This is a genomic window from Geothermobacter hydrogeniphilus (assembly GCF_002898515.1).
GTDB lineage: Bacteria > Desulfobacterota > Desulfuromonadia > Desulfuromonadales > Geothermobacteraceae > Geothermobacter_A.
In genome coordinates this window covers 1-22,912 of sequence record NZ_PPFX01000052.1, presented here as the reverse complement: position 1 = coordinate 22,912, position 22,912 = coordinate 1, and the positions used below count along the sequence as shown (strand labels likewise).

The following is a 22,912-nucleotide window of genomic DNA, read 5'->3' as shown; positions in this document are numbered from 1 at the left end:
TCGAGACTGCGCCTTGATTTGATAAAAAATCCAGCGCCTCGAGACGGTGGTGAGGGTATGAGCCTGATCAGCGTAAAGAAAAACCCTCGCCCTTCATCGGTAGTGCGTGGCGCTTCTTTTGCGTCAACTTTCCCTGGTGGAAAAACTCAATGAAACTTTTCATAACCGTCCCGGGGGGACTGGAAGAACTTCTGAAGCAGGAACTGGCGGAACTCGGGGCTGAAGAAATAGCCCTGACCCAGGCCGGTATCTCCTGCCGGGCGTCCCTGGAGACAAGCTACCGGATCTGCCTCTGGTCGCGGCTGGCGACCCGTGTCCTGCTGCTGCTCGGTGAGGCAGAGGTGGACAATGAGCAGCAGCTCTACCTGGCGGCCCGGCAGCTTCCCTGGGAAGATCATGTCAGTGTCGAACAGAGCATTGCTGTCAGCTGCACGACCCGCCGCAGCCTGTTGGAGAACAGTCGCTTCGCCGCTCTGCGCCTCAAAGATGCCGTTGTCGACCGCTTTCGGGATCTGGAATCACGTCGTCCCGATGTTGACCCCGAAACGCCCGATTGTCGTTTTCATCTCTACCTGGAGAAAAACCGGGCATTTTTCTATCTCGATCTCGGCGGCGGCAGCCTGCATCGGCGTGGCTATCGCATCGCCGGAACCGAAGCACCGTTGAAGGAAAACCTGGCTGCGGCCCTGTTGCTGCGCAGCGGTTGGCCGGAGATTGCCGCGAAGGGCGGCGGGCTGGTCGATCCGATGTGCGGTTCAGGGACCTTTCTGCTGGAAGCCGCGGCCATGGCCGGCGACCTGGCGCCGCGTCTCGGTCGGGAATCTTTTGGTTTCATGCGCTGGAAGCAACATCAGGAGGAGGTCTGGCTGCGGTTGCTGCAGGAAGCGAAGCGGCGGGCCGCCGCCGGATGTCGTAAAATCCCCTTTATTACCGGATTCGATCAGGATGCCGCGGCTGTCGGACGTACCCGGCAGGCTGTCCTGCAGGCCGGTCTGGAAAATCGTATCAGGGTGAAAACCGCCGCGCTCACCGCCGCGACGGCTGAGCAACTGGACCAGGAAAAGGGATTGTGCATCATCAATCCACCCTATGGCGAACGCCTCGGCGACCACCTGGTTCTTAAACGACTCTATCGGCAAATCGGGGAGTTCTGGCAACGGCTTCCAGGCTGGCAGGCCGGGCTGCTGACCAGTGATGCCGACCTCGCCAGACAGGTCGGGTTCCGTGCCCGACGCAGCACGCGGGTGATGAACGGTCCCCTGGAATGTCGCTTTTACCAGTTTGAGCTGATTCCCGAACTCAGGGTCTCTGCCGACACCGATCCGGTCCGACAACAGGCGGTCCGGCAGGCGGAAATGTTCCGCAACCGGCTGCGTAAAAATCTCCGTCGGATCGGCAAGTGGGCACGGCGCAGCCGGGTGAGCTGCTATCGCCTCTACGATCGCGACCTCCCCGAGTTTGCCCTGGCTGTCGATCGTTACCAGGACTGGCTGCATGTCCAGGAATACCGTCCGCCGGCACGTGTCGATGGACGGCTCGCCGAAGCCCGTTTCGAAGCGGCCATTGACGTCATTCTCGACGAGCTGGATGTTCCGGCCGAAAACGTTGTCTGCAAACAGCGCCAAAGGCAGAAGGGCAGCCGGCAATATGAGCGTCGTTCAACCCGGGACGAATTTCACCAGGTTAAGGAATCCGGGCTCAGCTTCTGGGTCAATCTGCATGATTATCTCGACACCGGGCTGTTTCTCGACCAGCGCCTGACCCGCGAGAAGCTTCGCGACATGGCGGCGGGAAAACGTTTTCTCAACCTGTTCTGCTATACCGGCAGCGCCAGTGTCTATGCCGCCGCCGGCGGTGCCGAATCGACCACCAGCGTCGATCTCTCCCAGACCTATCTCGACTGGGCCGGTCGCAACCTGCGGCTGAATGGTTTTCACGGGCGCCGTCACCAGTTGCTGCGGGCGCATTGTCTCGACTGGCTGCAGCGGGAGAAATCCAGCTTCGACCTGATTTTTCTCGATCCTCCGACCTTTTCCAACTCCAAGCGGTTCAGGGGACATTTCGATATCCAGGAAGATCACCTGCAGTTGCTGAGACTGGCCATGGCGCGTTTGACGAAGGATGGCCGTCTTGTTTTTTCAACCAACCGGCGTAATTTTCAACTGGACGAGAGAGCCACGGAGCTTTGGCAGGTGGAGGACTGGACCGAGAAGACCCGAAGCGAGGACTTCAACCGCAAACCGCCAGCTCACCGCTGCTGGCTGTTGCGTCATCGGGGGTAAGGGGCAGAACTACCGGCAGACCCGGTTCCGTCCCGCTTTCTTGGCCCGATAGAGAGCCTTGTCTGCTTCCTTGATCACCATCCCCGGATCCATGGAACGCTGTCGCTGCGCGACCCCGATACTGACCGTGACCTTGAGCTGCGGATTGCGGTTACCGGCCGGTTTCGGATGCTGTGGTCGTTTTTTCGGACGCAGATAGCGCCGACGAACCGTGAATCGGGCAGCTTCGATCTCCCTGCGCAGTTCTTCCAGCCTGGGGAGGCATTCATCCAGCCCGCGCCCCGGAAAAAGAATGGCGAATTCTTCGCCGCCGTAGCGGAATGGTCGTCCCCCTCCACCCACGCCCGCGAGGCGGGCGGCAACCATGCGTAACACCTGGTCACCGACATCATGGCCATGCCGGTCGTTGAATTTTTTAAAGTGATCGATATCGAGCATCGCCACGCAATAACGGGCCCCGAGACGCTGCAGGCTTTCGTTGAGGGCACGGCGACCACGCAGGCCGGTCAATTCATCGCGAAAAGCCATCTGCAGCGACATTTCGACAATTGCCAGGGTCGGCGCCAGGCCGGCCAGCCCGAACCAGGTTGCGGCAGTCAACGGTGAAGGGTGAAACAGAGCGGGAAGGGAAAGCAGCTGCGTTGTCAGCAATCCCGTTTCCAGGGGCTCCGGGTGTCGCCAGCACCAGATGGCACTGATCAGCAAACTGCCGCCAAAAGCCAGCACAATCGGCAGTGACGGAATGAAACCGGGGTGCAACCAGGCAACGGGGTGCATGCCCGCCAGCTGGCGGGCAAAGTCTGGAAACAGCTGCTGAAACAGGGCGGCCGCCCCACCCAGCAGCATCAGCGACAGGGGTCGCGCCATGCCGGCCATGGTGAAAAAACCTTTTTCCGGCAACAGCAGAATGATCAGCAGGGACAATGGCAGCAGCGGCAGCCACAGGTTCAATGCCATTTGTTGTCCCACCCCACTGAACTGCAGGAAAATTGTTGCTGCCGTCAACAGCAGCAGGGTCCAGGCCAGTCGACTGCGATTGAAGCGCCAGGCGAGAAACAGGCCACAGACCAGAACCAGCCAGGGCAAAAAGGGCAGAAAGGGGTCGCAGAGACGACGGGCGGGCGATGAAAAAACAAGCAGCAGGCCAGAACCGAAGCTGAGCAGGGTTGGGAGCAGAAGGGAGATCATCGGAGCGGAAGGTTGCTAATTGACCGCTGTTTTATGATTCGACCCCGACGCAGCATCCTGCCGGTCCGGGTTTTCGTCCGTGGCAGTTCGCAGCCGGCAGGGCAGATCGACCTGGATGACCTGTCCCCGTTTGCGGATGAAGACCAGGTCTTCATTGACCTGGGGGTTGTAGCGATTTCCCTGGCATGACAGTTCGTAAGTTTCCTGATAGTCGAGCCCGGGAATAAAGGCCGGAATCGAATAATCGATATCATCCAGGGTGCACTTGATCTCGCCCGAAAGCGTGTCTTCGTCCGGACCGTGCCGCATGTCGCCGTCAGCATCGAAGAACGCATCGATGATCAGGATGCCTCTCTCGGTCGCGAGTTTGCGCGGTGAGCCGAAGGTCAGATCGAGCAGGCTCTCGCGCGGAGCCTGGCCCTGGTCTCCCTTGTGGACGTTGAAACGCGCATTCTCCTGGACCGACTCGGCTGCCGTGGGAAGGCAGGTCGCGGCCATCAGGCACAGGCAGAAACAGGTGCGTTTGAGAAGATTCCGCATCTTCAGGAGATCCGCTTCGACTCAGACCGCCGGGCGTTTCTGGATGTTCAGCATCGAGATCTCGAAGGTCAGTTCCTTGCCGGCCAGCGGATGGTTGGCATCAAGGGTGACGGTGCTGTCACTCAGATCATTGATGAAAAAGTGTATGACTTGTCCGTCTTCGCGGGTCACCTCCAGTTGTCCGCCGACCACAAGTTCAAGATCGTCCGGCAGCAGGGAGCGTTCCACGGTTTCAATCAGTTTTTCATGGTAGGGGCCGTAGCCGTCGTCCGGAGAGATGGTCACGGTTTTTTTCTCTCCGGTGACCATGCCTGTGACAGCCCGGTCAAATCCGGCGATAACCTCCTGCTGGCCGATGATGAATTTCAACGGTTCCTTGCCTTCGGAGCTGTCAAAGAGGGTTCCATCGGCAAGTTTGCCGATGTAGTTGACAGTTACGGTATCACCTTTTTCCGCCTTGAACATGGGAGGCCTTTCATTCTCTGAGGGGTTGTCGATTCAGGCTGAACCTAGCTTGGATGCTGCCGACTGTCAACTCCCCGGGAGCTTTGTTTTTACCTGCTCCCGGTATCCGGACTCTCATGGCTGCAGTCATGGATCGGGCCGAAGCGGGCATAGATTGAGGATGAGTTGAAAACTTGTTATGATGACAAAGGTTTCGGTGCCATCAATGGGTTTGTGAGTGTATTTATGTATAAAGATTATTTCGGGTTTCGGGAGGATCCATTTTCTATCGCGCCTGATCCCCGTTATCTGTTCATGTCCAACCAGCATCAGGAAGCCCTGGCGCATCTGCTTTTCGGGGTGCGCCGTCCAGGGGGTTTTGTCCTTCTGACCGGTGAAGTCGGGACGGGTAAAACCACTGTCTGTCGCTGCTTCCTGGAGCAGTTGCCGGAAGAGTGCCTGGTCGCCTTCATTGTCAATCCACGACAGACGGCGGTCGAGCTTTTGGCCAGCATCTGCGATGAATTCCGTATTTCCCGCCCCTCCGGCATCCTCTCGGTCAAGCCCCTGGTTGACCGCATCAACGCCTACCTGCTGCAAGCCCACGCCGAAGGGCGCAACCCGGTGGTGATCATCGACGAGGCCCAGAACCTGAAAGCCGAGGTGCTGGAGCAATTACGGCTACTGACCAACCTCGAAACCAACCGGGAAAAACTGCTGCAGATCATTCTGCTCGGACAACCGGAGCTGCGCGAGATACTGGCCGGGAAAAACTTGCGCCAGCTGTCTCAGCGAATTACCGCCCGTTATCATCTCGGTCCTCTTTTGCCCCGCGAGATTCCCGCCTACGTGCAGCACCGGCTGTCGCGGGCCGGAGTTGAACGGCCCCTGTTCAGCTCCTCGGCGTTGCGGTCTCTTTACCGGTTGACCGGCGGTATCCCGCGCCTGATCAACCTGGTCTGTGACCGCGCGCTGCTCGGGGCCTCGGTTGAAAAGCAATCGATGGTCGGTCGCCGCATTCTCAGGCAGGCCGCTTCCGAGTTGCGGGGAGAAAAGCAGGAGAGCCGCCTGCTGGTCTGGATCAACTGTCTGCTGGCCCTGGCGCTGGTCGTGGTTCTCGGATTGATCGTACACAATTTTTTCAAGGGACGACCCCTGCCGGGATTGACCTCGACAACGTCAATTCATACCGGCTGCCTGTCGCCGGCCACCATCCCGGAGGATTCTGACCGGTGGCATGAGCTGTTTCCGGTTGTCGAGGAGGTATGCTGAGTGAGCTACATTCTTGACAGCCTGAAAAAATCGGAACAGAAGCGACGGACGCAACACTCGGATATCCCGGGCCTCGGGTCCGTTGCGGACAAACAGCCCGGAAAATCCCGACCCTGGCGATTCTGGCTGCTGCTGGTTTTTTTCGGTCTGTGTCTTGCCGGCCTGACGCTCTTCCTCGTGATGCCGAAAAAGGACACCGGTGCCGATGTCGACGGATTCTCTCCGGATCATTCCCCGGCTACTCGGATCGTTCCGCAAGGCGGGTTGTCGCAGCATAGTGTCGACCCGGTTTCCCCGATCACCGAACCTGTTCTGCCGGCCACCGGGGTTACGCATCCGCAGCCAACCGACAGTGGAGAGGTTATGTCCGCTCCGGTTCCCCGACCTGCCGAGGCGGAAAAGAAACTCTACCTTTTTTCGGAATTGCCGTCCGGAATTGCCGGAAACGTCGCCGGTCTGGAGATGACCCTCCATTATTATTCGAGCCGGCCGGGACGCAGCATGATTCGGATCAACGGACGGAACCTTCACCAGGGAGAGATTCTGCAGCCGGGGGTATCGGTGTCGCAGATCATTCCTGACGGGGCGATTCTCGATCTGCACGGCTACCGGGTCTGGGTGGAGAAACCCTGACAGGCGGATGAAAAACGTCTATCTGCGGCGTTGTCCTCCCCCTCGCGTCAACCGTACCTTCCGCTACGTCCTTATTCCCCAGGGTTACGGACGCCTTGCCTCCGGGCATTTTTTTCAGCAGCCTGCGGAGTGAGGTTGAGGGCGCTGAGCAGCCAGGGCAGGGTCGGGCTTGATGCCAGGATCTGCGCCAGCGATTGAACCTTCTGCTGTTCACTGCCGTCAACCCTGGGGAGACATGCCAGTACTCCGCAGGAGGCCAGGGAAGCGAGCGCGTGAGGCGCGTTCTGTTGCGCCTGATCGGGAGTTTCGGGCATGCCGCTGAGAATGATGCCGGCTGTCGGAATCTCCATGGCGCGGGCGGCGAAGGTCGTCAGCAGGGTATGGTTGATGGTACCGAGTTCGGTGCGGGCCACCACCAGCAACGGGAAACCGAGTTGTTTCACCAGGTCGGCGACCAGCAGCCCCCCGGCCAGGGGGGCCATCAGGCCACCGGCCCCTTCAATGATTGTGAAATCACATTTTTTAGTTATAGAATCAACAGCTTCTGCTGTTTTGTTGAAGTCAATTCTACAGTTTTCCAGTTTTGCCGCCTGGTCCGGTGACAGGGGCGCGGAGAAACGGTAGGGGGAAATGAGGTCATCGGTTTCCGAACTGCCGGCGGCCCACTTCAACAGGCCGGCATCAGGGCCGAGCTCGGCGGGATTGGCGACGCCGGATTCAATCGGTTTGCAGACGCCCACGCGCAACCCCCGTTCGGCCAGGAAACGGGCCAGAACGGCCGCCACCAGGGTCTTGCCGACACCGGTATCGGTGCCGGTGATGAAAATACCCGCCCGGTTAGCAGCAGCCATCGATTTCCATCTCCCCGTCACGAAACATCTGCAGGTCAATTTCACGGTTGCGGCCGCTGGTGGTCAGGTAGTTGCCGACCATGGTGCCGCTGGCGCCGGCCATGAAAATCCAGGACTGGTACTCTCGAAGATTGGGTTCCCGACCACCGCATACACTGATGGTCCGGTCGGGCATCAGGTAGCGGAACAGGGCAATGATCCGTAGACAGTCCATCGGTGAAAGCTGGTGCTGACCGGCCAGCGGTGTTCCCTCAATCGGATTGAGGAAGTTGAGCGGGACCGAGTCGACCTCGAGTTCGCGCAAGGTGAGCCCGAGTTCAATACGCTGCGACAGCGACTCGCCCAGTCCGAAAATCCCTCCGCAACAGACTTTCATTCCGGCGGCTTTTGCCAGTCGCACGGTCTGGACGTCATCTTCATAATCATGGCTGGTGCAGATCTGCGGGAAGAAGCTGCGGGCAGTTTCGAGGTTGTGATGATAGGTGACGCAACCGGCCCCTGCCAGCATGTCCGCCGTTTCCCGGTCAAGGATCCCCAGCGACGCTGAGGGTGCGATACGGGTCTCTTCACGGATGCGCCGCAACGCGGTAAGGATCTGTTCCATCTCCCGGCCGGGAGAAATACGTGTTCCCGAGGTGACGATACCGTAGCAGTGAGATCCTTCACGCTCCGCCTGCCGTGCCCCGGCGAGGATTTCGGCGACCGATTTCAGGTCGTAGACCGGGGTGTTTGTCTGGTGGTGGGCGGACTGGGCACAGAACGCGCAGTTCTCCGGGCAGCGACCTGACTTGGCATTGATGATCGAGCAAAGTTCGGCACGATTGCCGAACTGACTTTCCCGCAACCAGTGGGCACCGGCAAAAATTGCGCTCAGTTCGGCTCCCCTGGCGGAGAGTATGCCCAGGGCCTCTTCCTCGGTCGGGCATTCTCCATCCTTGCAGCGTTCGGCCAGTTTCCACCAGTTATTGACGTCCATCCCGCTCATTTTTCTCTCCCTGTTATCTCGCATGAATGGGCTCAAAATACCCATGGACCACTCGACTGTCAACCATGGACTGCGTCGCGGTTGACAGTCGAGGCGGGAAATTACCATTTTTGTACGTATATTCTCATATCTTATTGACAGCTCGCCTCGGTAGTGTTAGAACACTATTTCATTTTCTACCCTGAAAACAGGGCATTGTCTCCGAAACAGGTTCATTTCATGGGGTTGGCTGTATGGTTAAAAAACTGATCGGAAAAAAACTCAAGGCAACACGGCTGAAGAACGATATGACCATTCAGGAGTTGGCCGAAGCCTCCCGCGTGTCGTCCAACATGATTTCCCGTATCGAGCGGGGATTAACCATCCCGTCCGTGGAAATCCTGATGAAACTGGCGGGCGCTTTCGGCATGAGTATCAACTATTTTGTCGAGGAGGCCGAACGCGGCAGCACCATCGTTCACACCCGCAAGGGGCAGGGCGAACCGATTTTCTTTTTTGAAGACAAACACCAGATAACCAGCCTGACACAGGGGCTTCGTGATCCCGGGTTCGCGGTGTTCTATGACACCCTTGAAGAGGGTTGCGACAGCGGTCAAGGTGGCATGGTTCACATGGGTGAAGAATTTGCCCTGGTGCTGCAGGGACGGATGGAGTTCTTTATCGAAGAACAACGCTACCTGCTTGAAGAGGGGGACTCGATCGTCTTCAAGGCGTCACTGCCACATCGCTGGGTTAATCTGCACACCGGCCGTACTCTGGTCATGTGGGTTGTTTCTCCCCCGCCTGATGTTACGCAGCCGTCAGCTGAAACGGTTCAAGTCTCTGCTGATTGAATAAAAGTATGTTCTAATTTCGCAGCCCGGGCTGTTTTGCCCGATCAACATGGTGGCCATGAAAATCAAAAAAATTGTCGGCAAGAAGTTGAAAGCGATCCGACTGAAGTCGGATATGACCATCCAGGAACTGGCGGAATCCTCCCGTGTATCATCCAACATGATTTCACGGATTGAGCGCGGACTGACTATTCCGTCGGTCGAAATCCTGATGAAACTGGCCAATGTTTTCGGCAAAAGCATCAACTATTTCGTCGAGGAAGTCAGCACCACTCACGAAATCGTTCATACCGCGCCCGGCGGGAGGGATACCACCGTCTATGAAGATGAACGCAACATGTTGACCGAATCATTTACCTCGGGGTTGCGTGACCCCCAGTTCATGTCCTTTCTCTGCACGATCCCCAAGGGGGGGATGAGCGGGGAAGAGAACATGTATCATCCCGGTGATGAACTGATTTACCTGCTGGACGGGCGGCTGAAAGTAACCATCGGGCGCGAGACCTATCTGCTCAAGGCCGGGGACAGCCTCTCTTTCAAGTCCCATCTGCCCCATCGTTGGGTCAATGTCGGCGAGGATGACGCGCGGGTTATCTGGACCCTCTCCCCCTTTACAACGATCTGATCACCATGGCTTTTTTTAAAAAAATCTTCAGCAAAAAAGACCCTCTCGTCGTTATTGAAAATGCCTATCGTCAGCAGGCATGGGCCGTTGTGGTCAGCTCTGCCGCCGAGCTGAGTCCTGAAACACTGGACCGGAATCCAACCGTCAGTGCCATGGTGGACGAGGCGAGAAAAAACCTTGCCGAGATGAATCTGGAGGAAGCGGCGGCCCGCTTTGCCCAGGGAGATATCCAGGCCGGGCGCGAGCACCTCGATCTGGCGCGTCAGTATGGCGCCGGGGGAGAAGCGGTTCAGGCCGTCTCGACGCAGAACCTGGACGAGTCAGCGGATATGGAATCTTCATCCGCGACGGCCCCGGCGCATGCCACTTGTACCGATTGCGCTGACGAACCGACGGTCCTCGAACAGGCACAGCAGACCGATGACTGGGATCTGCTGCTCGCCGGACTTCCTGAAGACCAGGCCGCCGCCTACCGGGCAAAATCCGACGTTTTCCGGCAGGCTCTGCAGGCCGCCTATGCCGGTCAGGACGAAGAGGCCTGTGTCCTCTTTGCTGACCTGCCAGCTGAGGAAAGAGATGCCTCTGTCTGTTACGAACAGGGGGTCGCCCTGGCACGTCTCGGTCACTTTGACGAGGCCCTCACCTTGTTGTACGAGGTGTTGGACGAAATGCCGGATCATCGCCTGGCCCTGGATGCGCTGATGGACATTCATCTGGCCGGCCATCCGGTGGACGGACTCGACGAGCGATTGGCCGGCATTCCGGAATCGGACCGAAATGCCGGTTTTATAGCGGCCTGCCGCGCCCGCCTGGCCTGGAAGGAGGGACGTGGTCCTGAAGTCGTGGAGTGTGGGGAAAAGGCTCTGGCTGCCGGGGAGGGGAGTCCTGATATCGTGGAAATGCTGGCCTTTATCTACGAGCAGCAACATCAGTATGACCGTGCTGAACAAACGCTCGGACTGCTCTCTTCCGCGGGTTGCGGCGGCGGGGTGCATTCACTTCTGGCAGAGTTCTGGTTGCGCCGCGGAACACATCTTGACCAGGCCCTTGAATCCTTCAAGTCCTCCGCCCGGCGGGAACCGGACAATCCCCGCTGGGTGCTGCGGATAGGCCAGGTCTATCTGGCGAGGGGATGGCGAAAAGACGGTATCAAACTTCTCAATCAACTTGCCACTGCCGAAGGCTTGTCGGAAGAATTGCGCGAGGAGATCCACCGCAGCCTTGAAAAGACTTGACCCCATTTTGTAAAAAAGCCAATTCCTTTGGTTGACACTTCTCCTTATGCCTGTATATTTTACATTAATTTCAGGCTGGTAGCTCCATTTCTGGACGGCCGATGAACACGATCAATGTTCCCGTGACCAGACCCGAGGAGGTAAAATGAACAAGTCCGAATTGGTAGAGTCACTCGCTGAATCGAAAGATTTGACATACAAGAAATCTGAAGAGATCGTTAATCTCATCTTTGACTCGATGGCCAAAACGCTGGTGGATGGCGGTCGAATTGAAATTCGCGGGTTCGGCAGTTTTGTCGTTAAGGATTACAAGGCGTACACCGGACGTAATCCCAAGACAGGTGAAATCATCAAGGTCAAACCCAAGCGTCTTCCTTTTTTCAAGGTCGGCAAGGAACTGCGGGAAAGAGTGAACACACCTGACTGATCGCGACATCTCAAATTACAGGCTAAGTCTTTTCACCGAAAGGCCGGGGTTTTATCCCCGGTCTTTTTTATTGTCCGGGCGGCTCAGTCCGCTCTTTTTCCAGGTCCTTCTATCTCCATTTGTGAAAAAAGGGGCGCCGATACTGAAAGTTAGGGGGTCTGCGGGGTGAAAAGAGCATGCGGTGATGCGGTGAATCGTCAAGCCCTTGATCTCCGACTCGTTTGGCACAACTCTTGATTACATGTGTTTATGGTCGTCGTGTGTCTTCCTGCCGTCAGTGTTGAGCCGTTGGGACGTTCCGCCGGTCGAGATGGCTGGTCGTATTGATTTCAAGCTATTGAAATGTTATTAATCTGCCGATCTGTCTTAGGTAGGATTGAGCTGGAAGGGATGTTATGAAGAAGGTTTTGTCAGCCATTTTCAGCAGTGTTTTTTTGCTGCTGATCTCAGCGCAGATTTCCGTGGCGGTACCCACCCAGTATGGTGACACAGGCCTTTTGTCGCAACCGACAGCCGAAACACTGAATGCCGGGAATATCTGTCTCGGCGTCTGGAACAACTACTCCTCGGGTAAAACCGAAGATGCGGACATCATGCCGGTCAGTATCACCCTCGGACTCGGTTCCTTTCTTGAAATGTACGGGACTTACCCGAATCTTCTTTTCAACAACGATGAAACCGTCAGCGGCAGGGGGACCGCCAACCTTGGTGCCAAGATCAGGTTTCTGGGCAAACGTTCCTCCCGTTTCAAAATGGCGCTCGAAGGCGAAGGACGGCGGAGCATTTCTGATGACCCCAATTTTGACGGTCTGACCGATTACGCGACCCGGGTGATTGCCAGTCTCAAGCTCGACCGGGTCGGGTTCCATGCCAATGGCGGTTATATCTTTACGGATGACCCGGCCAATGTCACCTACGACAACCAGACAACCGCTGGGGCCGGCATTGAATTCTATCCCGTCGGTCGATTGCGCATGATCGCGGAAGGGGAGTGGCGTTCCAATAAAATTTCCGGACGGGATGACTATGCTGAAGTTTCCGTTGGATTCCAGTATTTTATCTCGCCACATTTCACCCTCAATCTCGGCGCTTCAGTCGGCCTGACCGACGAAACTCCCGACTGGCGGCTGCTCGCCGGTTTTTCCGGTTGCCAGGGGATAGGAACCTATCAGCGCCCCATTCCCAAGCTGGTTGAACCGGCCCTGCCGGAAGAGAAGGAACCGGAAAAACCGAAAAAAGTTGTTAAGATAAAAACTCTTACCCCCCTGGTTCCGGTTTCCGCGCCGGTTGTCAAACCCCTGGCCGTCACCCCGGTCAGCAAGCTTGAAGTTCCCGTCCCGCCGAAAAAAGAGGTGGTGGTTCTGGAGCCTTCCGAGCAACTGGTCATTCCCGATACCGAGGAACTGCAGGCTCTCAATGTCTCTCCCGTAGCGGGAGCGGCTCCTCCCATCCCGAGCAAGCCGATCATTAACAAACCCGTGAAAACACTGGTTTACCGCAAGTTCCAGATGGACGAGTTCACCTTTGACTTTGACCAGTTTTCGCTGACCGAATCCGGTCGCAAGGCGCTGGCGGTCATCGCGGACGAATTGCGGCAAGATGACAAGTGGTTCGTGATTCGCTTCGATGGCCATACAGACAGCATCGGGTCGGAACGCTACAATGAAAAACTCTCCCTCAAACGGGCGATTTCGACGGCCACCGGGATGGTTGTCAATAACGGTTTTGATCCCTCCCGTATTTTTGTCAAGGGTTTTGGCGAGAGCGAACCGATTGCCGGCAATGACACTCCGGAAGGGCGGGGCAAAAATCGGCGGGTTGAGATTCTTGTTCTGGTCAAGAAGGCGGAATAGACATGAATGCGAAACTGCGTCTGGTATTTTTGGGAGTGCTTGCTGCCTGTCTGCTTTGTGCCTCCTTGTCTGCGGCAGCCCAACCCAGCGTAGAAGACTTTCTTGGCACGCGTAAAGTTGTTGCCGTTATCCCCTTCAGCCTGGGGAGTGCTGAACTCGGAGTATCCGCGCGGCATATCATTGACCAGCTTGTCGAGCGTTTGAAACACGTCAATCCCAAACGGAAGGTCGTCCGGCTTGAGGGTTTCTCCAGCCCCGAAGGCTCGGAAGTGACCAACATCAACCTTTCCATGAAACGGGCAATGGCTGTTGAAAACTACCTCCGAACCGTCCGCCATCTTCCCCCCACTCGATATCTTATCGGTCTCGGGGTGGCCGGGGGAACAACTCTTGATGTTGTTGCGCAACGACGGGTGGAGGTTGTTTTTTATGATAACCTCCTAAATATGGAAGATGCCGAGGTCGATAAGGTGATTATCGACGACAGCAAGGACTAGGGCGATCATGGTCGATCTGAATGCACTGAAAGAAAGTTCTCTCTTCAAAGGAATGACCGATGCCGAGATGGCGGCCCTGGCGACGGTCTTTCATGAAAAAGCCATGACCGAAGGGGCAACCATATTCGTTGAACAGATGCCAGGAGAGATGCTTTACCTGATTCAGTCCGGTACGGTGAAAATCTCCAAGATGCTGGCTGAAGGGGAAGAGAAAACCCTTGTCCTGCTGGGTCCCGAGGACGTTTTTGGCGAAATGGCCATTCTGGACGGCTCTCCCCGTTCGGCGACGGCCAGGGTTGCCGAAAACGCCCGCCTGCTCTGTATTAAAAAGACGGATTTCGAGGTTCTCTGTGATGAACAGCCCCGCCTGGGGATGAAATTGATGCGGAATATTATCCGCGTGTTCAGTCAGCGCATCCGCGACAACAATGATGAATTTCGCGACATGCTGCTCTGGTCGCTGGGAAAAAAGAAATCCTGAACTGGAGACTGACCATGAGACTTTTGCTGCCTGTTCTGCTGCTTGTTTTGCTGCCCCTTTTCGGATGCAGCGTGTCAATTGTCCCCCAGGCCGGTCGCGGTTACCAGCTCAACAAGGACAACAGTCTTACGGCAGAGAAGAATAACCTCAAGGTCACGGTCGGAATCCAGGAGCTTGAAGTTGCCCCGTACCGCATGGTCGACAATATCACGTCATTCAAGGTTACTCTCGATAATGGCGGCGACCAGGAACTGCTGATTCCGCTTGAATCCTTTGTTCTGGTGGATGGGGAAGGGCAACAGTACCGCCCCATCGCACCGGCGCAGATTCAGCAGATCGTTAAAAAAGATTCCAACTACCTGATTCCCTATCCCTATGTCGGCTACTATTACCTGGAGGACAAAGAGACGTCTTCCCGCAATCAGACCTTTGAATCGGCACGTCCCTTCTACGCGGAGAACTATCCCCAGGACATCTTTACCCAGGCCCTGCCGGTTGATGCCATCCTGCCGGGGGCCAAGATTTCGGGCCTGTTGTATTTTGTCGTTGAATTGACCAACAAGAAATCCTTTGAGCTTCGCCTTTACATGCCTGGGACTCCCTCCTCCGGACCTCCCGATTTCAGTTTTCCTTTCAGCGTTGAAAAAAACTGATCCTTTCGTTATAGTCACCCCGATTTTTATCGCGTATTCTTCCGGCTTTTATGCGCAGGCACCGGTGTCATAGGCGGTCCGGTTTAAACCTGCACAGAGGTCGCGAAGTCCGCTTGTTGTTTGTCCGACTGCATGGTCCCGCTACTTTTTTATTGCATCACGGCTGTTTTCATGCACCCGTTGCGTAAAAAGCCATGCTCCCTTTGGAGCGGGGAGGCTCTTGTCCGATGTTTGAACTGCTGTTGAACCGAGATCTTATATTCGGACTCATGGGAGGACTGGGGCTCTTCCTGTTCGGCATGAAGACCATGTCCGAAGGGCTGCAGAAAATCGCCGGCAACAGGATGCGAAAAATTCTGTCGGCGCTGACAAACAACCGTATTGTCGGCACCCTGGTCGGCCTGGCGGTGACTGCCATTATTCAGTCCTCCAGCGCGACAACAGTTATGGTTGTCGGTTTTGTCAATGCCGGACTGATGTCCCTGGTGCAGTCGATCGGGGTTGTCCTCGGGGCCAATATCGGCACCACGATCACCGCCCAGATCATTGCTTTCAAGGTTTCCTACCTGGCGCTGCCGGCGATCGGTGTCGGGGCCGGCATGCGGTTGTTTTCACGTCATAGAAAATGGTCCTATCTGGGTGAAATCATCCTCGGCTTCGGGCTGCTTTTTTTCGGCATGGAGACCATGAAGCATGCCTTTGACCCGATAAAAACCAGCCGGGAATTTCACCAGTTTTTCACTCTGGTGGGGAACAACCATCTGCTTGGCGTCCTGATCGGTGCGGTAATGACCGTTGTTGTTCAGAGCAGTTCGGCAACAATCGGCGTCACCCTCGCTCTTGCATCCTCCGGTCTGCTCAGTTTCGAAGCCAGTATGGCGCTTATTCTCGGCGAGAATATCGGCACCACGATTACCGCCAACCTGGCCGCCATAGGAACCAACCTGGCGGCCCGGCGCACCGCCTTCGCTCACTTTCTCTTCAACCTGATCGGTGTCGCCTACATGCTGGTGCTGTTCCCGGTCTTCATGCATCTGGTTGATAAAATCACGCCCGGTGATGCCGACTTTGTCATCCGGACTCAGCAACAGGCCATCGACTTTGGCGTCGCCATCGGCGACAAGCCTTTTATCAGCCGTCACATAGCCAACACCCACACCCTGTTCAATATCGTCAACACCCTTGTTTTTCTTCCGCTGATCGGCCTGCTGGCCAAACTCAGCACTCTCTGTATCCGTGGTCGGGAGGAGGAGTTTGAATTCCACCTCAAATTTATTGACTGCAGGGTTCTCAATACGCCGCCGATTGCTCTCGGCCAGGCCAGATCCGAAACCCGGCGTATGGCCCACGTCGCCATGGAAATGGTTGATGAAACCCTTGAATTTCTCCGAGACCATGATCTGAAAAGGGTGCCGCAACTGGAAAAACGCGAAGAACTGGTCGATCTGCTGCAGCGGGAAATAACAGATTTTCTTGTCGCTTTGTCGCAAAAGTCGATTTCCCAGGAGACCTCACGCCAGCTCGCATCCCTGATGCAGATGGTCAGTGATCTTGAACGAATCGGCGACCACTGTGAGAACCTCTGGCGCTTGGGACAGAAAAAGATCGAGCAGAAAGTCGTCTTTTCGGAAACCGCCATCGGCGACATTGACAATATCGGCAACCGGTGTCGAGAGTTCCTGCAGTTCGTGGTGTCGGCGCTGGAGCGGGAAGACGGCAGCGTGCTGGAAAAAGCTCTCTACCTGGAGGATCGAATCGACAGCCTGGAGAATCAGCTGCGGCTGGGACATATCTCCCGCCTCAATACCGGTGAATGCGCGGTGCCCCAGGGTCTGATCTTTATTGACATGCTGCACAATTTTGAAAAGATCGGTGATCATACCTTTAATGTCGCTCAGGCTGTAGCCGGCAAGAAATAATGCCGCAGAATGTGATATCCATCGGGCTGAAGCGGAGATAAGGCGTCTTGTCCGCGTCAGCCGGTTTTGAAAGTTTCAAAAGCCGTGGCTGATTTATTGATCGGGAGGATTGGATGATTTGGAATGATGATTTTGAAACTCTGCCCCGCGAGGCGATTGAAGCCCTGCAGCTGAAACGCCTGCAACAAACGGTGGCGAGAGTTCAGGCGACCGTGCCTTTTTATCGCCAGCATTTTGCCCGCGCCGGAGTCTCCGCCGACCAGATCCGGTCGCTGAAAGATCTGCAGCGACTGCCTTTTACTCTCAAGCAGGATCTGCGGAATAACTATCCCTACGGTCTGTTTGCTGTACCCCTGGAGCAGATTGTCCGCATCCACGCCTCATCCGGAACCACCGGCAAACCGACCGTGGTCGGTTACACCCGGCGCGATATCGAAACCTGGTCTGAACTGATGGCGCGTTCTTTTGCCGCCGCCGGAGCCGACAAGGGTGATGTCATTCATAACGCCTACGGGTACGGGCTTTTCACCGGCGGTCTGGGAGCCCATTACGGGGCCGAACGGATCGGGGCTTCGGTCATCCCCATGTCCGGCGGCAACACCAAAAAACAGATCATGATTATGCAGGATTTCGGTTCAACGGTTCTGACCTGTACCCCGTCCTACTGTCTTTTTCTCGCCGAAGCGGCAGCGGAAGAGGGGCTCGATATCCGCAATTTCAAGCTGCGGGTCGGTATCCACGGGGCTGAACCCTGGAGTGAAAAGATGCGCGAGGAGATTGAGCAGAAACTCGGCATCAAGGCCATCGATATCTACGGGTTGTCCGAGATCCTCGGCCCCGGCGTCGGTATCGAGTGCATCGAGGCCCAGGATGGTCTGCATATCTGGGAAGATCATTTCATTCCGGAAATCATCAACCCGGAGTCCGGCGAGGTGCTGCCGCATGGCGAACACGGTGAGCTGGTGATCACCACCATCACCAAAGAGGGGATTCCACTGATTCGTTACCGGACCCGGGATATTACGAGACTGCTGCCGGAACCCTGCGTCTGTGGCCGGACTCACATGCGCCTGGAGCGGATGAGCGGACGCAGCGACGACATGCTGATCATCCGCGGGGTGAACGTGTTCCCATCGCAGATCGAATCGGTGCTGTTCAATATCGAGGGCATCAACCCGCATTACCAGCTGGTGGTCGATCGCGAAGGGAATCTCGATACCCTGGAAGTGCAGGTCGAAGTCAACGAAAAGACCTTCTCTGATGAAATCAAGGAGATGCAAAACCTTTCCCGGCGAATCCGGAAGGATATCAAGGATCTGCTCGGTGTCACCTGCAGCGTCCGCCTGGTTGAGCCGAAGACACTTGCCCGCAGCGAAGGGAAGGCGGTGCGGGTCATTGACAAACGAAAATCCCTGGACTCCTGAGATCCAGCCCTGAAGCGAGGAGCATAGGATGAAAGTTCAACAGATCTCAGTCTTTATCGAAAACAAGACCGGGCGACTGGCCGAAGTGACCCGAGTGCTCGGTGGTGCCGACATCAGTATTCGCGCCCTGTCGCTGGCTGACACCTCCGACTTCGGCATTCTGCGATTGATTGTTGATCAGACCGACAAGGCGCAGGCGATTCTCAGGCAGGACGGGTTCACGGTCAGCAAGACCGAAGTTGTGGCGATTGAAGTTCCCGACCGTCCCAAAGGCTTAAACGAGATTCTCGAAATCCTCGACCGGGCCGACATCAATGTTGAATACATGTACGCTTTTGTCGACCGCAGGGGAGGGCGTGCCATTATCATTTTTCGTTTTGACGATATTGAGAAAGCCCTGGCCACCCTGCCGAAATCCGGCGTTCAGCTGATTAAAAGTGAAATTTTCCAAAACACCTGATGTTTGTTTTGAACCTTTGCAGGTCAGGAACACGACTCCTGAACACTCGTCTTGTGGCATCTGCAACTAGTGAAAGTCATGGAGCTTTTCCCTTGACAGCCGGGTTGTCCCGAGACGTTTTTTTGGCTTGACATTCGGGGGCCGATACATGATAATCCGCCGAGTTGGTTGACGGGGCGTAGCGCAGCCTGGTAGCGCACCTGCATGGGGTGCAGGGGGTCGGAGGTTCAAATCCTCTCGCCCCGACCATTGACCACACAGGGAAAGCCTTTTACAAGGTTTTCCCTTTTTTTATTTTTCAATACGGTTCTATCTTGCGCATCAGTTGAAATCTAACAAAAAAATAACTGTTTAAGCAATGGCCATTTATGACCAACTCGGTTAGCATGTAGAAGAATGATAAACGTTTTTCTGATGCTGGGTTGGCAATCATGGTTGCAAACAACCTGTATTTTCGAATTTACAGCAGATTCGGCAAGAGTTCAGCTCTTGTTGGCGGATTGCTGTTACTCGGATTCCAGGCCTTTGCACTGACCGGACGAAGTCCGCCTCCCATAGAAGAAGAGTTTACGACCGTCCAGTATTTTGAACGCGGCACCAGATATTACAACAATGGGCAGTTCGACCTGGCGCTGGATAATTTTTCACTGGCGGCTATGGCCGGTAACAGCGAGGCGGCGATTCAGGCAGGTCTTATGTATGATTTTGGGCGTGGTGTGCCGCGCAGTTTCGATGCGGCGGGACGATGGTACAGTCACGCTGCGGAAATGGGATCGGAAGAAGGCCTCTACATGCTCGGCCACATGGAAGAGTACGGCGAAGGGCGCCCGAAAAATTTTGCCAAGGCTTATCGCTGGTATGCTGAAGCCGCAGCCCTCGGGCAGCCCAATGCCCAGTACGCTCTCGGAGAATTCTACCTGAAGGGCAAATTCGTTCACGCCAGTCAATCCAATGCAGAGTACTGGCTTTCCCTTGCCGCCAAACAATGCCATCAGTCCGCTACCGACATGCTATTCAAGATACGACCCGTCAGGGCACATACTCTGAAGAAGGGTTGCTGAACTCAGCGGACATTCTTCCCTGATTTCACCGCTTTCACGACTTACGTCGCATAATGATCATTATGTAAACTTTGGTTTTGCCTGATGATGCACCGGAAGATTTCATTTGGAAGGCCCTGCCCCCGTCAATGATTATGGCAGTGTGTAGGGGCGTCGCTTGCTGCGCCCTTTCTCCCACAACCATAATCCGGGCGCGGCAAGCAGCGCCCCTACACGTGATCCTGGGGATCATTCGATCTCTGCGGGCCGATCTTCCCCCAGGTCTTCGGCAATCAACCGAAACTGCTCCAGCGCCGCCTCCAGGTCCTGGACAATCTCGGCCGCAATCACCCCGGGCTCCGGCAGGTTGTCGGAATCCTCCAGTGAGTCATCCTTGAGCCAGAAGATGTCGAGGCTGGCCTTGTCGCGGACGATCAACTCTTCGTAGTCGTAACAGCGCCAGCGGCCGTCCGGATTTTCTTCGTACCAGGTCGGCTGGCGGGTCCCGGCAGAGTAAAGCTCGACGAATTCGTCGAGGTCGCTGCGCTTAAGCGGGCTGGTCTTGAGGGTGAAGTGTTTGTTGGTGCGCAGGTCGTAGATCCAGAGTTTCCTGGTCCAGGGAGTTTCAGAGGCCGGTTTGCGATCGAAGAACAGCACGTTCGCCTTGACACCCTGGGCGTAGAACAGGCCGGTCGGCAGGCGCAGCAGGGTGTGGACGTTGCACTCGTGCAGTAACTTGCGGCGGATGGTTTCCCCTGCCCCGCCTTCGAAGAGAACGTTGTCCGGCACCACCACTGCGGCGCGACCATGCTGCCTGAGCAGGGTCTTGACGTGCTGGATGAAGTTGAGCTGCTTGTTCGAGGTGGTGGCCCAGAAGTCGTCACGCTCAACCGTTTCCTTCTCCTTGGCGACCTTGCCGTCCTCGGCGACGATGGTAGTGCTGCTCTTCTTGCCGAAGGGGGGATTGGTGAGGATGATATCGAAGCGATCCCCCGGATCGGCGGCCAGCGAGTCGGCGACCACCAGCGGCAGGTTGCTGTCCGGTCCTGCCTGCCCTTCGGGCGCAGACGTGCCGCCGATACCGTGCAGCATCAGGTTCATGGCGCACAGCCGCGCGGTCGACTGGACCAGTTCCCAGCCCTTGAAGGTGCACTCCTTGAGCTTTTTTCGCTCGTCCTTGGTCATGTGCGGGAAGTTGTCAACCATGCTGTCATGCGCTGCCAGCAGAAACCCGCCGGTGCCGCAGGCCGGATCGCAGATGGTTTCGCCCGGTTTCGGCGCGATGCAGTCGACAATCGCCTGAATCAGTGGACGTGGGGTGAAATACTGCCCGGCACCGCTCTTGGTGTCCTGGGCGTTCTTCTCCAGCAGCCCCTCGTAGGCATCGCCCTTGACGTCGGCACTCATCACCGACCAGTTTTCCCGGTCGATCAGATCGACGATCAGGCGGCGCAGCTTGGCCGGGTCCTGGAACTTGTTCTGCGACTTGTTGAAGATCAGCCCGAGCAGGCCCTTTTCGTTACCAAGGGCTTCCAAGGTGTGGCGGTAGTGGTCGAACAGCTCGTCGCCGTCCTTCTTGACCAGCGTCGGCCAGGCGTAATCAGCCGGGACATTGCTCTTTTGGTTGTACGGCGGCCGGGTGCGCTCGTCGGCCATCTTGAGGAAGAGCAGATAGGTGAGCTGCTCGACGTAGTCGCCGTAACTCATGCCGTCGTCGCGCAGGACGTTGCAGAAATTCCAGAGTTTGGATACGATTGCTGCCGGGGTCATTGACAATCCTTATATTGTTGTTTTTTCAGTTCTTTTTATCGCAATATTCGGTATAATTTCAGCATGAAAAAGACACTTCTGGAAACCAACTCCTACCTGAAAAATCCGGCCCAGCGCAAGCGCCTGTTGCAGCGTTCCCTGCGTTCGTCTTTTGCCCTTGAAGGGATCGTTGTCAGGGATGATGAAGCTTCCGTTGTCAGGGAAGAGTCGCCTGATTTTATCCTGAACCAGTGAGTTCCTTGTCGGCGCCACCCGATACATTCCCCAATTACCTTCTGTAGGGGCAATTCATGAATTGCCCCTACGTTACCCCCCCCTATTTCCCGGGACTCGCCACGAAAATCTCGCCCAGCCAGAATTTGTGGAGCCAGAGGATATCCTGCGTGGTGAACCGGTGATCGCTGTCAAAGCGGGCAATGGCCTCTTCCATCAGCAGCTCAAATTGCACCTCTTCGACACGTTCCAGATCTTCCCTGTTCCTGATCCCTGGCAGGTTTTTCAGCACTGTGCCGTTGGAGCCAGGTTCGTACTGGTCTTCGGGGTAGTGTGTTGTGTCGTAGCGGTCTGCTGGGGTCATGGTTTCCGTTGTTTCAAACGATAATGAGATTATCTTGCGCCCTTGGATGCCACCATTTAACGAGTTTGAATTGGTTTCGTTTACTGGTCAGTAATGAGCAATCCTCACTTCAGATTTAAGTTTGCAACCTTGCGCGCCTGACCCCGTTAGCCCCAACCTTGCATGCCTGACTCCATTCTCCACATGTCTGACCCCGTTACACGCTTTCGAGTTTCTTTAATATCTGATTGTAATAACTTTCCCTCCCGAGGGTGTCATCAAAATCCCTTAGGACAACACCATACGCTTTCAAAAATCTAAGTTTTGTTTTGTCATCCTTTTCTCGGCTACGGGGATAATAGTAATATATTTTATTTCTGCGTGACAATTTGTGACCATTCAAGACCCTTGCCCGGTAAGTCAGCAACCACCACAAGTGGATTTCCACAAAGTCCAATCCAAGGCCGAGGATATGGATGTCATGGCTAAAAAATAGATCGATCCAACTGGTTATTGAATAATCCCCTCTCTTTAGCCTTTTGATTAAAGCCTCTAACTTGATAGATTTGTAGTTATCTTTGGTGCCAGAAACCATATAGTTTCGCATATTCTGAAGATAACCAGAATATTGTTCATACCCAAGCGCAATTGATTGTGGGTGATTTGCGTCACCATGGATATGCCAAAAACGTTTTCCAGAAATTTCAAATTGGCGAAATAGACTATACTTTTGCTCGGAAACGGCACCAGAATTTTTAAGATTAACGGATTTATTTAAGGCAGGTTTTTCCAATGTAAATTCATAATTTGTTGTTAGAATCTCTTTAATCGGTAAAGTGGCTAAGCTTTCGTGAATGAAATTTGGCCTTAAATTCTGTACTTTTTCAGAACTAAACCACTATGCACTGAAAGTGCATAGGTTTCTCGGGGACTGAAAGTCCCCT

At 55.5% G+C, this 22,912-nt stretch carries 24 protein-coding genes and 1 tRNA gene; 17 read left to right on the top strand and 8 right to left on the bottom strand.

Going from position 1 to position 22,912, the window contains the following annotated elements; all coding sequences use genetic code 11:
- The first annotated feature begins 149 nt into the window (after window positions 1-149).
- Window positions 150-2,282: a bifunctional 23S rRNA (guanine(2069)-N(7))-methyltransferase RlmK/23S rRNA (guanine(2445)-N(2))-methyltransferase RlmL gene (gene rlmKL, locus C2E25_RS16065; protein ID WP_103116738.1), complete on the top strand. Its 2,133-nt coding sequence runs from the start codon at window positions 150-152 to the stop codon at window positions 2,280-2,282.
- A gap of 9 nt (window positions 2,283-2,291) precedes the next feature.
- On the opposite strand, the gene C2E25_RS16060 is transcribed toward rlmKL, so the two are convergent.
- The 3 genes from C2E25_RS16060 to C2E25_RS16050 are packed head-to-tail and all read right to left on the bottom strand — an operon-like array spanning window position 2,292 to window position 4,475.
- Window positions 2,292-3,470 carry a GGDEF domain-containing protein gene (locus C2E25_RS16060; protein ID WP_103116737.1) on the bottom strand — a complete coding sequence of 393 codons (1,179 nt, stop codon included), beginning with the start codon at window positions 3,468-3,470 and terminating at the stop codon, window positions 2,292-2,294.
- 15 nt (window positions 3,471-3,485) lie between these two features.
- Entirely contained in the window at window positions 3,486-4,010 is a 525-nt protein-coding gene (locus C2E25_RS16055; RefSeq protein WP_103116736.1) for a hypothetical protein, read from the bottom strand.
- 21 nt (window positions 4,011-4,031) lie between these two features.
- Window positions 4,032-4,475, bottom strand: a complete 444-nt coding sequence (locus C2E25_RS16050; protein ID WP_103116735.1) for an FKBP-type peptidyl-prolyl cis-trans isomerase — start codon at window positions 4,473-4,475, stop codon at window positions 4,032-4,034.
- A 225-nt stretch (window positions 4,476-4,700) separates the two neighbouring features.
- Between C2E25_RS16050 and C2E25_RS16045 the strand changes: the two genes are divergently transcribed.
- Together C2E25_RS16045 and C2E25_RS16040 are read left to right on the top strand one after the other, a co-directional pair.
- On the top strand, window positions 4,701-5,726 hold the full coding sequence (locus C2E25_RS16045) for an ExeA family protein (RefSeq protein WP_103116740.1): 1,026 nt from the start codon (window positions 4,701-4,703) through the stop codon (window positions 5,724-5,726).
- Window positions 5,727-6,359 carry a general secretion pathway protein GspB gene (locus tag C2E25_RS16040; protein WP_103116734.1) on the top strand — a complete coding sequence of 211 codons (633 nt, stop codon included), beginning with the start codon at window positions 5,727-5,729 and terminating at the stop codon, window positions 6,357-6,359. It begins immediately after the preceding gene.
- Window positions 6,360-6,430: 71 nt separating this feature from the next.
- Here C2E25_RS16040 and bioD read toward each other — a convergent pair whose 3' ends face one another.
- Together bioD and bioB are read right to left on the bottom strand one after the other, a co-directional pair.
- Window positions 6,431-7,210 (bottom strand): dethiobiotin synthase, encoded by a 780-nt coding sequence (gene bioD / locus C2E25_RS16035; protein ID WP_103116733.1) that lies wholly within the window; start codon window positions 7,208-7,210, stop codon window positions 6,431-6,433.
- A complete protein-coding gene (gene bioB / locus C2E25_RS16030) occupies window positions 7,197-8,186 on the bottom strand; it encodes a biotin synthase BioB (protein ID WP_103116739.1) in 990 nt (329 codons plus the stop codon). The genes bioD and bioB overlap by 14 nt, the downstream gene beginning before the upstream one ends.
- 242 nt (window positions 8,187-8,428) lie before the next feature.
- On the opposite strand from bioB, the gene C2E25_RS16025 reads away from it, so the two are divergent.
- The 13 genes from C2E25_RS16025 to C2E25_RS15965 all read left to right on the top strand — a co-directional run bounded on the left by C2E25_RS16025 (window position 8,429) and on the right by C2E25_RS15965 (window position 19,663).
- The gene (locus C2E25_RS16025; RefSeq protein WP_103116732.1) at window positions 8,429-9,028 is read left to right on the top strand and encodes a helix-turn-helix domain-containing protein; all 600 of its coding nucleotides are present in this window, start codon (window positions 8,429-8,431) and stop codon (window positions 9,026-9,028) included.
- A gap of 58 nt (window positions 9,029-9,086) precedes the next feature.
- Window positions 9,087-9,653 carry a helix-turn-helix domain-containing protein gene (locus tag C2E25_RS16020; protein ID WP_103116731.1) on the top strand — a complete coding sequence of 189 codons (567 nt, stop codon included), beginning with the start codon at window positions 9,087-9,089 and terminating at the stop codon, window positions 9,651-9,653.
- A 5-nt stretch (window positions 9,654-9,658) separates the two neighbouring features.
- Window positions 9,659-10,888, top strand: coding sequence for a tetratricopeptide repeat protein (locus C2E25_RS16015; RefSeq protein ID WP_103116730.1), 1,230 nt, complete (start codon window positions 9,659-9,661; stop codon window positions 10,886-10,888).
- A 145-nt stretch (window positions 10,889-11,033) separates the two neighbouring features.
- Window positions 11,034-11,315 carry an HU family DNA-binding protein gene (locus tag C2E25_RS16010; RefSeq protein WP_085011840.1) on the top strand — a complete coding sequence of 94 codons (282 nt, stop codon included), beginning with the start codon at window positions 11,034-11,036 and terminating at the stop codon, window positions 11,313-11,315.
- 395 nt (window positions 11,316-11,710) lie between these two features.
- Window positions 11,711-13,168, top strand: coding sequence for an OmpA family protein (locus C2E25_RS16005; RefSeq protein ID WP_103116729.1), 1,458 nt, complete (start codon window positions 11,711-11,713; stop codon window positions 13,166-13,168).
- 2 nt (window positions 13,169-13,170) lie between these two features.
- Complete coding sequence (locus tag C2E25_RS16000) at window positions 13,171-13,665, top strand: OmpA family protein (RefSeq protein WP_103116728.1); 495 nt, start codon at window positions 13,171-13,173, stop codon at window positions 13,663-13,665.
- A gap of 7 nt (window positions 13,666-13,672) precedes the next feature.
- Window positions 13,673-14,146, top strand: a complete 474-nt coding sequence (locus tag C2E25_RS15995) for a Crp/Fnr family transcriptional regulator (protein WP_103116727.1) — start codon at window positions 13,673-13,675, stop codon at window positions 14,144-14,146.
- Window positions 14,147-14,160: 14 nt separating this feature from the next.
- Window positions 14,161-14,799 carry a hypothetical protein gene (locus C2E25_RS15990; protein ID WP_103116726.1) on the top strand — a complete coding sequence of 213 codons (639 nt, stop codon included), beginning with the start codon at window positions 14,161-14,163 and terminating at the stop codon, window positions 14,797-14,799.
- Between the two features lie 227 nt (window positions 14,800-15,026).
- The gene (locus C2E25_RS15985) at window positions 15,027-16,718 is read left to right on the top strand and encodes a Na/Pi cotransporter family protein (RefSeq protein WP_103116725.1); all 1,692 of its coding nucleotides are present in this window, start codon (window positions 15,027-15,029) and stop codon (window positions 16,716-16,718) included.
- 113 nt (window positions 16,719-16,831) lie between these two features.
- Window positions 16,832-18,142 (top strand): phenylacetate--CoA ligase family protein, encoded by a 1,311-nt coding sequence (locus tag C2E25_RS15980; RefSeq protein ID WP_103116724.1) that lies wholly within the window; start codon window positions 16,832-16,834, stop codon window positions 18,140-18,142.
- A gap of 28 nt (window positions 18,143-18,170) precedes the next feature.
- Window positions 18,171-18,602 (top strand): ACT domain-containing protein, encoded by a 432-nt coding sequence (locus C2E25_RS15975; RefSeq protein ID WP_103116723.1) that lies wholly within the window; start codon window positions 18,171-18,173, stop codon window positions 18,600-18,602.
- A 172-nt stretch (window positions 18,603-18,774) separates the two neighbouring features.
- Window positions 18,775-18,851 (top strand) — tRNA-Pro (locus tag C2E25_RS15970).
- Between the two features lie 182 nt (window positions 18,852-19,033).
- On the top strand, window positions 19,034-19,663 hold the full coding sequence (locus C2E25_RS15965) for a tetratricopeptide repeat protein (protein ID WP_103116722.1): 630 nt from the start codon (window positions 19,034-19,036) through the stop codon (window positions 19,661-19,663).
- Window positions 19,664-19,891: 228 nt separating this feature from the next.
- On the opposite strand, the gene C2E25_RS15960 is transcribed toward C2E25_RS15965, so the two are convergent.
- Entirely contained in the window at window positions 19,892-21,412 is a 1,521-nt protein-coding gene (locus tag C2E25_RS15960; protein ID WP_103116721.1) for a type I restriction-modification system subunit M, read from the bottom strand.
- 63 nt (window positions 21,413-21,475) lie between these two features.
- Here C2E25_RS15960 and C2E25_RS17575 point away from each other — a divergent pair, with 63 nt between their 5' ends.
- A complete protein-coding gene (locus C2E25_RS17575; protein ID WP_158247299.1) occupies window positions 21,476-21,646 on the top strand; it encodes a hypothetical protein in 171 nt (56 codons plus the stop codon).
- Window positions 21,647-21,728: 82 nt separating this feature from the next.
- Here C2E25_RS17575 and C2E25_RS15955 read toward each other — a convergent pair whose 3' ends face one another.
- Together C2E25_RS15955 and C2E25_RS15950 are read right to left on the bottom strand one after the other, a co-directional pair.
- Window positions 21,729-21,989, bottom strand: coding sequence for a hypothetical protein (locus tag C2E25_RS15955; protein WP_103116720.1), 261 nt, complete (start codon window positions 21,987-21,989; stop codon window positions 21,729-21,731).
- Between the two features lie 196 nt (window positions 21,990-22,185).
- The gene (locus tag C2E25_RS15950) at window positions 22,186-22,788 is read right to left on the bottom strand and encodes an SIR2 family protein (RefSeq protein WP_269845124.1); all 603 of its coding nucleotides are present in this window, start codon (window positions 22,786-22,788) and stop codon (window positions 22,186-22,188) included.
- Window positions 22,789-22,912 lie beyond the last annotated feature (124 nt).